This is a genomic window from Peribacillus sp. NPDC097225 (genome assembly GCF_044761955.1).
In the GTDB taxonomy this organism is placed as follows: Bacteria; Bacillota; Bacilli; order Bacillales; family DSM-1321; genus Peribacillus.
The window spans coordinates 935,685-949,263 of record NZ_JBIWDJ010000001.1; the positions used below are offsets into that span (position 1 = coordinate 935,685).

Genomic DNA, 13,579 nt, shown 5'->3' on the forward strand with positions numbered 1-13,579 from the left:
ATACCCTCTATACTTATTGTAATTAAATAAATGAATTCTTCTGTTAAGGGGAGTAGCTATACAGTAAAGTCGTCAGTACAGGATGCCTATCCTCGGCTTTATTGGCAACTGATTTCCAGTTGTTTGCAAGACCTTGCCGATTTTTTGGTGAGGTCTTTTTCGTATCTAAGACGGTATAACCAAGAGAATCGGTTATACCGTCTTTTTTTGTATCATCAATCTTTTGGAGAGGTGTGAAGGAGTTGTCACAATATTATAGGTTGGCTCACAGTGTGAAAATCGCGAACGATAAAAACCATACATTGATCGAGGCCGATGATTCATTGTCGCTTATCGGCAAAGGGCGAAGTGCATATGTATTTAGAATCCAAGATACCGACCTAGCCTTGAAAGTATTTTTCCCGGCTCATGCCCACACGGCTAAAATAGAAGCGGATATTTACCGGGCCGTTCAGCATATCGAGTACTACCCGACCCTATTCGATGCAGGGGAGCGTTACCTCGTGATTGATTACATCGAGGGTCACACGCTTTTTGAACATTTGACGATGGGCATCCCGGTAACGGAAGAAAAGGTGAAGGAAATCGATCATGCCCTCAACTTGGCCAGAAAGGTAGGCTTGAATCCATCCGATATCCATTTACGGAACATCTTGATTACAAACGATAAGAAAGTGAAGATCATTGATCTTGCGCGGTTCCGACAGACAAAATCCTGCAAGCAATGGCATGATTTAAAACGCGTATTCCACCTTTTCTATAGGAGGCCTTACTTTCCCAAGAAAATCCCTACCTTTATTCTCAATTCCATTGCGGCCATTTATAAGAAAAGGTTCTTGCCCATTTAATAAACCATACAGGAGGAAAACCATGAAAAAAATACTTATGCTATGTACATCACTTATCTTATTAACCGGCTGCTCGCTTTTAGGGGAAGTCAATTCATCATTAGACTATGCCGATACCGCAACAGGATATGTCAGTACCGTGAAAGAGTTTGCCAATGAAGTACCCGCCCTCTCCAAGGATGCTGTCACCGACAAGGAGGCAATGAAGACACTTGAGAATGAACTGCAAACGATGAAAACGGAAATCGAAGAATTCAATGAAACCGAACCGCCCCAAATCGCTGAAGGCATTCACGATAAAATCGTCAGTTCCAACCAACAGCTTCAAGACGGAATCGATTTATATCTAAAAAATATGGAAGATGGGACATTGGATCCGGCGGTCCTTGAAGATTCGGAGATCATGAAGACGATTGATAACATTACAAGCCTGACCAACCAAATTGAAAAATTAGGGAACTAAATGATTTGATACTCCTTTTAACTAAGGGAGTATCTCAGACTGTAGACAAACTCTATGAAAATCGAGTTTGTCTATTTTTATAGCTTGTACAATTGGAACGTTGGATTTTTACTTCAGGCACTTCACTTTCGCCTGCGGGGTCTCCCCTAGACGCGCTTTTCCCGCAGGAGTCTCGTACCTTCCGTTCCAATCAACTTTTTTACCTTTTAGATAGAAAATTTTTCCTAGAGTCATTTTGTTTTAATTAGAAGTATAAAACTTGAGGTGACCCTTTTTATTGGAAAAGTGTCAGCTCTATTCACCTTGAATTTCGATTCTCATTGTGAGGATGTTATTCATGTACTCTTTTTATAATACCTTGAATGAGATAAGCTTAGTTCATAGTGATTTTATGTTTATAATGGAATTAAAAGTTAGGAGTTGAGTGTGTAATGATGAAAGGGATATATGAGCTTGTTAGTGAAGAACAGTTGAAAAAGTATGCAGAGCTTGCTGTACGAACAGGTGTAAACGTACAAAAGAATCAATTAGTGATTATTCATAGTGACATAGAAAATGTTACGTTTGCACGTCTCATCCAAACGCTAGCCTATGAGGCGGGAGCTTCAAATGTGGTTATGGATTGGACAGATGAACAGTCTACCAAAGAATTTTATTTACATGCAGCAGATGATGCCATCGATTACTTTCCCGACTGGCAAGCTGCCCGCTTTAAGGAATGGGACGATGCAGGTGCTGCTTACATCCATATTATTTCTGAAAACTTAGATGTCTTTAAGGAGATTCCCACAGAACGAATGAGCCGCTTTCAAAAGGCCTCTCGCACCAAGTTGAAGGCTTTTCACGCAAAGATTAGATCCCACGAGGTACGCTGGTGTCTTCTAGCTGTCCCCTACTTCGCATGGGCAACTAAAGTATTTCCTCACTTAAGTAAAGAAGAAGGCCTGCAATCATTATGGCAATTAATCTTACAAGGAGCTCGGGCAGATGGGGAAAATCCTATAAAAGACTGGGAAAATCATGGAAGAACCTTCGAGTCCCGAAAAAAAATCCTAAACGACAGCCAGTTTGAAGCCCTGCATTTTACGAATAGCCGAGGAACTGATTTATTAATCGGCATGCCTAAAAATCACCTCTATATCGGAGGAGGCGTTATCGATAAACAGGGTATACCGTTCTTTCCGAACATTCCAACGGAAGAAATATTTTCCGCTCCCCATAAAAATAAGGTAAATGGCAAACTAGTAGCCACTAAACCGCTTATCTATGGGGGAAGTATCATCGATGACTTTTACCTTACCTTTAAAGATGGACGGATTATTGACTATGATGCCGCCACAGGGCAAGAAGCATTACAAAGTCTAATCGAAACGGACGAAGGTACACATTATCTAGGTGAAATTGCCTTGGTCTCTAACAATTCCCCCCTTTCTCAGGCAGATACTCTCTTCTACAACACCTTGTTTGATGAAAATACAGCCTGCCATATTGGAATAGGAAACGCCTCCCCTTCCAACCTTAAAAATGGCAGCAACCTATCGGAGGACGAGTTGAAGGAAGCAGGCCTTAATACTTCACTCCTATTGGTCAATGTGACCTTTGGTACCGAAGATATGAAGGTAGTGGGTATTAAAGAAGGTGGAACTGAAGTCCTGCTAATGAAGGATGGGGTTTTCCAATTTTCATAAATTAAGCATTTAGATAATAAGATGTCACTTTAGGAGTTAGCTTGTACCTATTTTAAGCGCTATTTTTGCACTATAACTATAAAAAGCCCAATATCTTAACAATCAAATTAAGAAATTGAACTTTTATCATGACCCAAAATAGCGCCTTATATAAATAATCATATACTTGCAATCATATGATTATTTCTCCCAAATTAATACAGCGCGATCTAAAATTGAATCCCAAGAATCTTTTCCGGCAGAGACATCTTCTATTTCATAATCTACATAATAAACAGCATCAATGTTTTCACTTTCTGAAAATTCCCAGATATAATCCTGTTCATTACGATTCTTCTCGTTATTAATTAAGCTTCTAGAAGGCGAATCAGCAAACGTTTCTCTATAAGCTATAAAACTCACATTCTTTTTCACTCCGTTAATTTCAAATGACTTAGGTAGGGTCTCGTTAGCGCTAGAATAACTTTTCCCGTAATAGTGAGAAACCAATTGATTATCATTTTGCATTTCAATTTCAATTAGATTTTTCGAATAGGGAATAACTCTTTCGTAATAAAAAATATATGCATACACTCCAAATAGGATTATAGCCGTAACAAAAATGGATGCAAATGAAATTATTACTTTTTTCTTACGCCATTTTTTATTAATCTTTTTGATAATAGGGGCTTTATTTTCTGCTGGAATATACAATTTTTGTTTCATTGTTTCATATTCCTTTTGGCATTTTTCACAATGCTGTAAATGCTGGTCTACCATTTCTTTTGTATCCTGACTAACTACCTCATCCATATAAAGAGGTAAAACATCTTGAATAATTGTACATTTAACCTCTTTCATAATTGTTCTCCTCCATATACACAATAATTTGTTTCCTTGCTCTGTAGTAGGTCACCCTTGCCCATCCTGCACTTTTCCCAAAAAGAAGCCCGATTTTCTCAAACGATAACTCGCCAAAAGTACGTAGTGAAAAGACCTCCTTATATGGCTCATTCATTGAATGAAGAAACTGATGAACTGTGAAGGCATCTTCTTCATTCATCAAATGATTTACAACTTGCACTCTCATACCTGATTCTTCTACTACATTTGAATCTGTTTGTCGTTTATTTCTTTTATAGTGAGAGAAATATGTATTTTTAGCAATTGTAAAAAGCCACGCTCGAATATCTTTTGTACCATCGAATTTCTCAATTGCTTTTAACGCCTTAAAAAATGCTTCTTGCGTAATTTCTTCTGCTATACTTTCATCGTGACTCAATGATTTGATAAACAAATAAACTTCTTTAAAATATTCGCTATAAATTTTCTCAAAATCTATCTCTTTCACCCCTTTCACTTATATAACTTCTAGAATTTAATTACGTTACAAAAATATTTAAATTTTTCACATGGGACAATTATATTATTATCTCGATTACGATCCTTCTTCACCTGCTACTATCATTTAAGCACAATATAATTTATCATGATATGAGGTGATTAAATTTTCTCAATATTCTTTCCGCCATTAAATAGAAATTTAGTTTTATAAATCGGCACTCATATAAAATTGCTAAAAAATAATTCAATCCATCTAGGAGGTGTACAAATGAATAACTTCTCTACATTAATGGGAACAGGAAACTGGTTAGGCATTCTTTCTACGATATTATTCATCCTTGGCTTTTATTTCACCCTTACCTTTTTTCAAAGCTTAAAATCAGGCGATGTCCGTATTATCAGGCAGAATAAATTAGCGGCTGTTATTTCCATAGCCCTTGGATTTTTGATCCCCGCAATCTATAATCTGTATATGATTAATAAAATGATGCAATGACATAACCCCCAATCAGAAAGCTTAGAGTGCCATGCGCTTCGAGCTTTTTTTCATTTTGTATAATCTTATTTTCCTCTATATAAGCATGTGTTCCATTCATCATTCTCCCCTTTTTATAGCCTGCAAGAAAACATTCCAATTTTTTATCGAAAACCCTAAATTCCCATGTTTCCAAAAAATATCTTTAATTCATACTATTTATCGCTGGTAAAATAGTAATAAATGATGTATCATACTCTAGTATTTATTATTCAGAGTAGATTAATAGGAATTGGAGAGGATTTAAAATGATTGGTTATGTTTTTCTGAATATCGCTATAATGATCGTCCTGTTGGGCCTTCTATTTTATATGAACAAAAAACATATTTCCTTTACAAAAAGAGTGTTTACGGCACTTGGGTTAGGGATCATATTCGGTCTGCTGTTGCAGTACTTCTATGAACCTGGTTCGGTTGCGATTGTGAAATCGACCGATTGGTTTAGCATCGTAGGTTCTGGTTACGTTAAATTTCTACAAATGATCGTTATGCCGCTTGTATTCATTTCGATTTTGTCGGCATTCACGAGATTGAAACTTACAAGCAATATCGGTAAAATCAGTGTCTTGATCATCGGGATCTTGCTTGGAACGACTGCCATTGCAGCAGCCATCGGTATTACATCGGCCACAGTCTTCGATTTGGAAGCCGTTCAAATTGAACAAGGTGATGCAGAAACAAGCCGTGGTGCTGAAATAACGGAAAAAACAGGTACCATCGAAGATAAAATGTCGATGCCACAACAAATCATCGAGCTAATCCCAGCCAATCCGTTCCTTGATTTAACGGGTGCTCGCTCGACTTCTACGATTTCAGTGGTCATCTTTGCTGCATTTCTTGGTATCGCCTATCTAGGGGTTAAAAGAAAACAGCCTGAACACGCAGAGTTTTTCTCTAAAATCGTCGATGCCCTGCATAGCATCATTATGCGAGTGGTGACGTTAATTTTACGCTTGACTCCTTATGGAATCTTGGCAATCATGACAACTACGGTCGCAACGAGTGACCTCGATGCCATCCTTAAATTAGGAAAATTCGTGGGAGCTTCTTATGTAGCCCTTATCGTGATGTTCTTGATTCATCTGGTATTGCTGATGATCGCAGGATTGAATCCAATCACTTATTTAAGAAAAGCATTCCCTGTCTTGTCATTCGCTTTCACAGCTAGATCGAGTGCAGGTGCACTACCTATGAACATTCAAACGCAAAAGCAACTGGGTGTCTCTGAAGGGATTGCCAACTTTGCCGGATCATTCGGGTTATCCATCGGACAAAATGGATGTGCTGGTATATATCCAGCCATGCTGGCCGTCATGATTGCACCGACAGTGGGAATCGACCCGCTTTCTCCATCCTTTATCGCCACATTGATCCTTATTGTGGCCATCAGTTCCTTTGGAGTGGCAGGTGTCGGCGGCGGTGCAACATTCGCAGCCATCCTTGTCCTTTCCGCAATGGACTTACCGGTAGCCTTGGCAGGACTATTGATCTCGGTTGAACCATTGATCGACATGGGTAGAACCGCCTTGAACGTTAGCGGAAGCATGACGTCAGGTGTGCTGACTAGTAAAATCACGCATGACCTGGATAAGGAACAATACAACGAAACATCTGTTAAACTCGATACTGAAATGTAATCACTTCTCCCCCATCTCGTTACTGAGATGGGGGTTTTGTTTTTCATGAAAAAAGAAAGTTCCCTCTAAGGGGTGGAAAGGCTATATAATAAATGTTAGATAATGGATACGGAGGGTGAACATGAAAAATAGTGCCTCATTAATCATCGGGGTGGCCATCATCATCGGTTTTACAATCCTAGGTTTATTTCTGATGGTCTCATCAAAAGAAGATTCAAAGAGTGCAAGTCATGAAGACCGCTATGAATTGGTCCCTGTAAATGAAAATAATATCATCATCTTTGATAAGACATCAGGGGCCTATTGGAATAAATTCATCCCGAGCGATGAAGGCCCTACAACATGGGAAAAAGGCGATTCTCCCATAGATAATAGTGACAATTAAAATATGAAAATGAACCATCTCAATGTTTCGTTTGAGGTGGTTTTTCATACGCTTCCCTTATTAGCTAAGCGGTTTTGACAGGCTGTAATAGGCATTTGACCACTCTGCAATAATCACCCCTTCTCTTCATCACCATTACCTTCTGCATCTTTAATTTTGAGAACAAATCGTTTTCCATACGTTGTATAAGGTGTAAAAGCTTTTACAAAAAAACAAGGGGAATTATGATATGAAAAGTACTGAGCAGAATTTTATCCAGCGGTTGCAAAACCAAAAAGAAGACGCCTTAGAATATATAGTCGATACCTACCTGCCGTTAATCAAGGGTGTGGCTCATAAAGTCCTCTCTCCGATTAAGAACGATGGTGTCATCGAAGAATGCATCAATGATATTTTCCTTTCCATCTGGGAGAATTCGAACAAGTTCCGTGGGAACTCAACGGACTTCAGGAAATGGATTTGTGCGATTGCCAAATTCAAAGCGATTGATTATTACCGAAAAGCGACGCGAAAAGTAGAGTTTACCTCAGAACATATGGGAGTGAATACAGAAAAGTCTGTCGAGGACGAACTGATTCTACTAGAAGAGCGAAACGAACTTCTTCAATTAATCGAGCTATTAGAGCCGTTAGACCGTGATATTTTTATCATGAAATACTTTCTTGGCTTTAAAAATGAAGATATCTCCATCAAACTTGGAGTAACAAAAGCCTCGATAGACAATCGAATTTATAGAGGCAAAAAGAAACTGAATCAAAAGGCAGCACGTCTAAAGTTAGGAGGAAGTATAGTATGAAGGATTTTTACGAATTACTGAATGATATAGACCTTGACGAATCGGAATTCAAGGAAATGGAAGTGACTGAGCTAGATAAAACCCGCGTCAAAAAAAGGCTCAAAAAATCGATTCTTAAGAAGAAAAAAAGCAAGGGCTGGCAAAGGAAAGTCATGACTGCTTCCATTCTTTTCGCTTTAACTTCTGCTACCATTGGAATATCATTCACGGCGTATGCGAGCAATATTCCTGTGATTGGAGATATTTTTAGATTTCTAGAAGATGAGAATGGCAAGCATAATGATAAAGGAGTTTATCATGACTTTAAAGACTACTCCAACAACATCAATCTTACGGAAAAAAGTAATGGGATAACCTTCACGATCAATGATGCCATTTATGATGGAAAAACCGTAACCATAACTTATTCGATAGAAAGTGAAGAAGATTTAGGAAATGAATCCTTATATATTCCGGATCCCAATATAAAAGAAATGAAAGCTCAAGCAGGAACGGATTACACTTCGAAAGTCTCTGAGAATAAATATGTCGGATTATTAACCGCCAGCAACATAGATAATGCTAAAAATGATACAGTCCATATTAAATGGGACATAGACCATATTGCCTCCACTAGCATGGACAAAGAGATAAAAGGAAAATGGAATTTTGCCTTCTCTTTACAGACAACAAAAAGCAACGAACAGGTCATCAATAAAAGCGTGGAGCAGGATGGAGTAAAAGTATCTATCGAAAAGATATCAATCTCACCTATGTCTTTTGTGATTCATTACAACCAAGAAGTATCAGACCTTGTAAAAAACAAATGGGATGATGCCTATGTTGAATTAACCATTAAGGATGACTTAGGAAATGTGTACTCAGGCGAACATAATGGGGGAAATGGCAAGAAGTCGAGCAAAACCTTCCAAAAAATTGACAAAAACGCAACAAAACTAATTGCTACCCCACATCTAACACTAAGTAATTACACATCGGAAAACCATGGTGAAGTGACAATATCAGAGAACGGCAAAAAAAAGGTGACCTCTTTCCCTAAAAAACCAACAACAGCACCACAAGATTCTGTTATGGACGATATCATCATCAATTTGAAGGAATAGACAATGATAAAAGGCTTGGTTGAATAACCAGGCTTTTTTACATCCCTTTTAAGTCCCCAACACTCATTCTGTCTTTAATTGTATGAAAATGTCGGTAGTTTAAATTTTCTAAAAACTAATCTTACTTTATTTTCCATGTTATATTGTTAAAGATAAAAAATCCAATAGAAATGTTAGGTGAGCGAACTGACAATAGAAGTTTTAATTTTGCACTATATTCAAGAAACACGCCAAAAGCCTTTTCATGCTGATGAATTATTAGATTACATTCAAAAAGAATACGTGAGCGGGAATTTATCTATTTTCCAATACAAAGACCTCTGCAAGGAACTATATAGACGCGGCGCAAAGAAACAACTTCATTTAGGATGATTGCCCATCGAAGGCTTGCAACAATCGCAAAAAGGACTGCCCACTATGAAGACAGTCCTTACTATTTTTTTATAGGTCACTATTTTTCATTCTCTTTTTCATTCGAGCTGTTCTAATGTGGTTAACCTGAACGCTCATTCCACCATTGAACATAAACTGGGCAGCAGCATATACCGCACAGGCGACAAGAATCCCTGCCAATGCATCCAGGATGGCATGCTGTTTCGTGAATAATGTGGAGAGGATGATAAGCGCCCCCATAACCGTCACACTCGCATATTCCCGCTTGAAGTCCTCTTTTCTGTTATATACGATGATCATCATGATAAATGTCGTCATGACATGAATACTGGGAAGACAGTTGACGGGCTGGTCATGCATATAAATGAAACGGACCAGGTTTGCAAAGATATCGTCCCCGACCACATCCGGCCGCGGCACTGTCGTTTGCCAGAAAAAATAGACGACAAAACAAATCAATTTCCCCGATATCAAACTACTTATGGCCACGAAATATTGCTTTCGATCGACAAAGCAATAATAAATCAGCAATCCATACATAAATGGATACCACAGTAAGTAAGGAATGATGAATTCCTTGATAAAGGGAATCCCCTCATCTATTCTCGTCGTGACATCGACCGCATCACTCGGCATTTGATTGATGATGGAATAAATGAAACTAGTTAAGACAAACAATAATAAATAACTTAATGGGTAAAGAACCTTCATGTTTTTTTTCATCGCTTACTCCGCTTTTTTTAATATATTACTATTTATATATCAGGAATTACCCTCTACAATCCCATTTGAATCATTTTTATAATCTATTGTATGTAAAGCTATGACTTTGTTAAAGTTTTTATTCTAGAAGGACAGAACCCTATTCAAGAAAAATTCATAATGTGACATGCTAAAAAGAGATTTAAAACCTTTTCCCTACCCATGATATGACTATCATTAAAACCCCGATAACTACTACGGCAACCGGTCCTACAACAAATAATCCGAATAATAACGGTAAAATGGCATCCATGAAAGTACGGCCGGGGCCTGCTTTCTCTTTTCTTCCCGTAATTAATAAATCTTCAAGAGATGCAACCTTTTGTTTAAGCTCCTTTAACTCTTGAACAACTTTTGCATTTTGGTCCAAAACCCCACTCCCTGCCTCATTTTCTGTCATTAATTATATCATGAGTCCCCATACAAAGTATAAAATGGTAAAAAATACTTACAATGTTCAACTATGAATATAGGAATAAATAAATCTTTGATTTCAATTAATTATAGGAATGTTACAATAAAAAAGTTGAGTGGACATCAATCTATAGAATATGTGGGGTACTATTACATTTTATGAAAACATTACGACTACTAAGAAGCTTTAACTTTTTATACTTTGGTTTACTTGCCATTTTCATTCCCTTTCTTCCGGTCTATCTAGATGATCAAGGTCTATCGCCAGGTCAAATCGGTTTCATCATCGGTACGGGCGGGTTTGTAACTTTGATCACTCAACCTTTATGGGGAATGATCAGCGACAAAACAAAGACCATTCGCAAAGTCCTGTTGCTGCTGATTCTCTGCTCAAGCATACTCGGGTATTTCTTATACGATTCGGGAAGCTACGTCCACCTGATTCTATTTGCCATGTTGCTATACTTTTTCCTGATGCCGATTGACCCGCTTACGGAAAGCCTCAATTTCACGATTGCAGAATCGAATGGAATCAGTTATGGCTCCATCCGTACATACGGTGCTTTAGGATATGCCGTAATTTCATTGATTACCGGCTATGTCATGTCCCATTTTGGTGCTACTAGTCTAGCTTGGCTCTTTTCAGGCATTGCCATTATCGGTTTTGTCATCATCTGGATGATGCCCGATGCGCCCGTTTCCGGGAAGCCCGTCACGATGAAAACGCTCAAGCACTTTTTCAGTAATAAAGAAACGCTGCTATTCCTCTTACTGGTCTTTATATGTGCCGTGCCAGCCAGGATGAACGATACGTTCCTTGGTGTGTACATTCGGGAACTTGGTGGAAGTACCACTCTCGTTGGTCTCACATGGTTCTTGGCGGCCGGAAGTGAAATTGTCGTGTTTGCCTTAAGCTTCTGGTGGCTTCGCAAAGGGAAGGAAATCATCATCATCTCATTCGCGGCAGCATTTTTCTTCATTCGGTATTTCGTCTCGGCCTGGTTAACCGACCCGCACCTGTTAGCTTACTTGCAGATCCTGCAACTGTTAACCTTCCCGATTTTCTACTCGGCGGCCATACAGTATTTGTACCGGATCGTCCCAGCCGAATGGCGTGCCACTGGTCAGACGATATTGGCCTTGCTGTTCTTTGGGGTATCGGGAATCCTTGCTTCTTATATAGGAGGAGCCATATATGGAGCATTTGGAGGGAAAGTCCTTTATCTATCGATTTCTTCCATCTCATTCGTCGGAATGGTGTTCGCCCTGATTCTTTACCGGATTTATGGGAAGAAAGAGATTCTGGTGAAAGCAGAATAAGACACACAAAAAAGTCGACTCCTGTTACAGGCATTCGACTTTTTTGTGTTTTTTTCAACCCGTATAGCCATTTACAAAGAAGGCCACTGTTTCCCTTTCACTTTCGGTTAAATCACGCTTTAGCTTCGTCGCCAGTTCCCGCTCCATTGCTGCTTGATCTCCACGATGTTCGCCGACAAGGCTGGCACAATCTTTGAATAACTTGAACTCCCGCTCCATTTCCTGCTTCGTGCAAGGCTGATCATGATGGGAAAGGATATACGTATCGGCATCATAGGATTCAATCTTCTCAACAAGCCTCAAGGCTTCTTCCGCGGTATAATTCCATTTATCCGCATAAAGATTGGCATACAGGCAATCTCCCAGCATTAAGGTCTTTTCCTCTGGGACGTACACGATGCAAGAATCAGCGGCGTGGTCTCCACCTACGTGTTCAACGATGCATGTGATATCGCCAAGATCAATCGTTAGTGACTTTTCAAAAACAATATCAGGAACCTTCATCGAGATATCCCGCTTCGAACCGAACTCCAATTTAATGGCATCGGCACAAAATGGAATCTCGATTCCTTCCTCGACCCGTTGATCTAATGCGGGATCGTCCCAAGAAAGAGACTGCATCTCTTTCACGTTTCGGTACGTTCCTTCCTGACAAATCACGGGAATGTCCACATTTTCCAATCCGAATACATGATCCCAATGAGAATGAGTAAGAACAAGCATGTCCCCACTCCAATCGATCTTCGCCAATTCAGCTTGAAAAAGTTGGGCATGGGAACCAGAATTACCCGCATCAATGATGAGCGTTTTCTTCGCTCCTGAAACAGCGACCAAAATTGGCCGGTCGGTTACCTCCACTCGCGTCAGGTAAACGATATGGTTGGATACATGTTCTAACGTTTGCATGGTTTAAGTTCTCCTTTGGAACGCTGGATTTTCTTATTCAATCAGTTTGCTTACAGTATAGCAAACAAATACAGAGTACGATGTAATATTTCATTTACCTATCCTCTTCCAGATTGATCTATGGTACATTAAATGATGAATTATCAGAATAATCAAGTGAAGATTGGCGGTTTCTCACATGGAAAACTATTATGTATTTATCATGATGTGCATTCTTCTCATCCTATTGCCGGGTCCTGATACGGCGATTGCGATTAAGAACACCATTTCGATTGGGAAAACGGGAGGCCTCCAAACGATGCTTGGTACGTGTTGTGCCTTGCTCATTCATACATCCGCCGCTGTTTTAGGACTTTCAGCGATTATCGTCAAATCAGCTATATTGTTTTCCATCTTTAAATATGTCGGGGCCGTGTACTTGATTTATCTAGGCATCAAGACATTATGGGGATTGAGGAATAAGGAAGTGGCAGTAACCGATGAAAGGAAGGATGAAGATAAATACGGAAGCAAGTCTTGTTTTAAACAGGGGTTCCTGACCAATTTGCTCAATCCGAAAGTGGCGGTGTTCTTTCTAACGTTTCTTCCACAGTTCGTGAACCCTGGACAGGATACATTCCTGCCCTTTCTATTGATGGGTGCCACCTATACCGGACTGACTGCGCTCTGGTTCATCTTCTATATCTACTTGCTTAACCAGATCAGTGCTTTCATGAAAAGACCGCGGACTCAAAAGGTTTTTGAAGGCATCACAGGCATTGTGCTAATCGGCTTTGGAATGAAACTGGCGTTGGAAAAGGCCCAGCACTAATTTTGCCCCGGTCATGGAATCACAATATTAGGCTACCTTTACACCGTAACTGAGCGGATTAAGGTGGTCTAATTTTTTTGTATCACTTTTAATTTTCATAACAATTAGCATGTATTTTCATTATCCGAAGTAAACCAAATAGATCAACTGATTCCAAACAGATCGTTTTCCAAAGTACAAGATGTTTTACCCTTC

General features: G+C 39.2%; 16 protein-coding genes. 11 read left to right on the plus strand and 5 right to left on the minus strand.

Going from position 1 to position 13,579, the window contains the following annotated elements:
• Nucleotides 1-242 precede the first annotated feature (242 nt).
• From ACIQXH_RS04620 to ACIQXH_RS04630, 3 genes are all read left to right on the plus strand, one after another.
• On the plus strand, nt 243-848 hold the full coding sequence (locus ACIQXH_RS04620) for a protein kinase domain-containing protein (protein WP_403122274.1): 606 nt from the start codon (nt 243-245) through the stop codon (nt 846-848).
• Between the two features lie 22 nt (nt 849-870).
• On the plus strand, nt 871-1,311 hold the full coding sequence (locus ACIQXH_RS04625) for a DUF6376 family protein (protein ID WP_403122276.1): 441 nt from the start codon (nt 871-873) through the stop codon (nt 1,309-1,311).
• A gap of 431 nt (nt 1,312-1,742) precedes the next feature.
• Entirely contained in the window at nt 1,743-2,999 is a 1,257-nt protein-coding gene (locus tag ACIQXH_RS04630; protein WP_403122278.1) for an aminopeptidase, read from the plus strand.
• A 180-nt stretch (nt 3,000-3,179) separates the two neighbouring features.
• On the opposite strand, the gene ACIQXH_RS04635 is transcribed toward ACIQXH_RS04630, so the two are convergent.
• Together ACIQXH_RS04635 and ACIQXH_RS04640 are read right to left on the minus strand one after the other, a co-directional pair.
• Nucleotides 3,180-3,839, minus strand: a complete 660-nt coding sequence (locus tag ACIQXH_RS04635) for a zf-HC2 domain-containing protein (RefSeq protein ID WP_403122280.1) — start codon at nt 3,837-3,839, stop codon at nt 3,180-3,182.
• On the minus strand, nt 3,826-4,338 hold the full coding sequence (locus ACIQXH_RS04640) for an RNA polymerase sigma factor (protein WP_403122282.1): 513 nt from the start codon (nt 4,336-4,338) through the stop codon (nt 3,826-3,828). Before ACIQXH_RS04640 ends, ACIQXH_RS04635 begins: the two co-directional genes overlap by 14 nt.
• Before the next feature lie 252 nt (nt 4,339-4,590).
• On the opposite strand from ACIQXH_RS04640, the gene ACIQXH_RS04645 reads away from it, so the two are divergent.
• The 6 genes from ACIQXH_RS04645 to yppF all read left to right on the plus strand — a co-directional run bounded on the left by ACIQXH_RS04645 (nt 4,591) and on the right by yppF (nt 9,150).
• Entirely contained in the window at nt 4,591-4,818 is a 228-nt protein-coding gene (locus ACIQXH_RS04645; RefSeq protein ID WP_403122283.1) for a hypothetical protein, read from the plus strand.
• Nucleotides 4,819-5,105: 287 nt separating this feature from the next.
• Nucleotides 5,106-6,494, plus strand: a complete 1,389-nt coding sequence (locus tag ACIQXH_RS04650; RefSeq protein ID WP_403122285.1) for an L-cystine transporter — start codon at nt 5,106-5,108, stop codon at nt 6,492-6,494.
• 121 nt (nt 6,495-6,615) lie between these two features.
• Nucleotides 6,616-6,879, plus strand: a complete 264-nt coding sequence (locus tag ACIQXH_RS04655) for a hypothetical protein (protein ID WP_403122287.1) — start codon at nt 6,616-6,618, stop codon at nt 6,877-6,879.
• A 229-nt stretch (nt 6,880-7,108) separates the two neighbouring features.
• Entirely contained in the window at nt 7,109-7,675 is a 567-nt protein-coding gene (locus ACIQXH_RS04660) for a sigma-70 family RNA polymerase sigma factor (RefSeq protein WP_403122288.1), read from the plus strand.
• Nucleotides 7,672-8,778, plus strand: coding sequence for a DUF4179 domain-containing protein (locus ACIQXH_RS04665; protein ID WP_403122290.1), 1,107 nt, complete (start codon nt 7,672-7,674; stop codon nt 8,776-8,778). The genes ACIQXH_RS04660 and ACIQXH_RS04665 overlap by 4 nt, the downstream gene beginning before the upstream one ends.
• Nucleotides 8,779-8,955: 177 nt before the next feature.
• Nucleotides 8,956-9,150 (plus strand): YppF family protein, encoded by a 195-nt coding sequence (yppF, locus tag ACIQXH_RS04670; protein WP_402873786.1) that lies wholly within the window; start codon nt 8,956-8,958, stop codon nt 9,148-9,150.
• Nucleotides 9,151-9,219: 69 nt separating this feature from the next.
• Here the strand turns inward: yppF and ACIQXH_RS04675 are convergent, their stop codons facing one another.
• Together ACIQXH_RS04675 and ACIQXH_RS04680 are read right to left on the minus strand one after the other, a co-directional pair.
• Nucleotides 9,220-9,894: a phosphatase PAP2 family protein gene (locus tag ACIQXH_RS04675; protein WP_403122292.1), complete on the minus strand. Its 675-nt coding sequence runs from the start codon at nt 9,892-9,894 to the stop codon at nt 9,220-9,222.
• 181 nt (nt 9,895-10,075) lie between these two features.
• On the minus strand, nt 10,076-10,303 hold the full coding sequence (locus tag ACIQXH_RS04680) for a hypothetical protein (protein WP_403122294.1): 228 nt from the start codon (nt 10,301-10,303) through the stop codon (nt 10,076-10,078).
• A gap of 203 nt (nt 10,304-10,506) precedes the next feature.
• On the opposite strand from ACIQXH_RS04680, the gene ACIQXH_RS04685 reads away from it, so the two are divergent.
• Entirely contained in the window at nt 10,507-11,667 is a 1,161-nt protein-coding gene (locus ACIQXH_RS04685; protein WP_403122296.1) for an MFS transporter, read from the plus strand.
• Nucleotides 11,668-11,721: 54 nt separating this feature from the next.
• Here the strand turns inward: ACIQXH_RS04685 and ACIQXH_RS04690 are convergent, their stop codons facing one another.
• Nucleotides 11,722-12,573, minus strand: coding sequence for an MBL fold metallo-hydrolase (locus ACIQXH_RS04690; protein WP_403122298.1), 852 nt, complete (start codon nt 12,571-12,573; stop codon nt 11,722-11,724).
• 178 nt (nt 12,574-12,751) lie between these two features.
• On the opposite strand from ACIQXH_RS04690, the gene ACIQXH_RS04695 reads away from it, so the two are divergent.
• Entirely contained in the window at nt 12,752-13,384 is a 633-nt protein-coding gene (locus ACIQXH_RS04695) for a LysE family translocator (protein ID WP_403122300.1), read from the plus strand.
• The last annotated feature ends 195 nt before the right edge of the window (nt 13,385-13,579 follow it).

Excerpts from the sequence above, each read along its gene's own strand:
- ACIQXH_RS04625 (WP_403122276.1), top strand. The coding sequence starts at position 871 with ATGAAAAAAATACTTATGCTATGTACATCACTTATCTTATTAACCGGC.
- ACIQXH_RS04630 (WP_403122278.1), top strand. The coding sequence starts at position 1,743 with ATGATGAAAGGGATATATGAGCTTGTTAGTGAAGAACAGTTGAAAAAG.
- ACIQXH_RS04635 (WP_403122280.1), bottom strand. The coding sequence starts at position 3,839 with ATGAAAGAGGTTAAATGTACAATTATTCAAGATGTTTTACCTCTTTAT.
- ACIQXH_RS04645 (WP_403122283.1), top strand. The coding sequence starts at position 4,591 with ATGAATAACTTCTCTACATTAATGGGAACAGGAAACTGGTTAGGCATT.
- ACIQXH_RS04650 (WP_403122285.1), top strand. The coding sequence starts at position 5,106 with ATGATTGGTTATGTTTTTCTGAATATCGCTATAATGATCGTCCTGTTG.
- ACIQXH_RS04655 (WP_403122287.1), top strand. The coding sequence starts at position 6,616 with ATGAAAAATAGTGCCTCATTAATCATCGGGGTGGCCATCATCATCGGT.
- ACIQXH_RS04660 (WP_403122288.1), top strand. The coding sequence starts at position 7,109 with ATGAAAAGTACTGAGCAGAATTTTATCCAGCGGTTGCAAAACCAAAAA.
- ACIQXH_RS04665 (WP_403122290.1), top strand. The coding sequence starts at position 7,672 with ATGAAGGATTTTTACGAATTACTGAATGATATAGACCTTGACGAATCG.
- ACIQXH_RS04675 (WP_403122292.1), bottom strand. The coding sequence starts at position 9,894 with ATGAAAAAAAACATGAAGGTTCTTTACCCATTAAGTTATTTATTATTG.
- ACIQXH_RS04685 (WP_403122296.1), top strand. The coding sequence starts at position 10,507 with ATGAAAACATTACGACTACTAAGAAGCTTTAACTTTTTATACTTTGGT.
- ACIQXH_RS04690 (WP_403122298.1), bottom strand. The coding sequence starts at position 12,573 with ATGCAAACGTTAGAACATGTATCCAACCATATCGTTTACCTGACGCGA.
- ACIQXH_RS04695 (WP_403122300.1), top strand. The coding sequence starts at position 12,752 with ATGGAAAACTATTATGTATTTATCATGATGTGCATTCTTCTCATCCTA.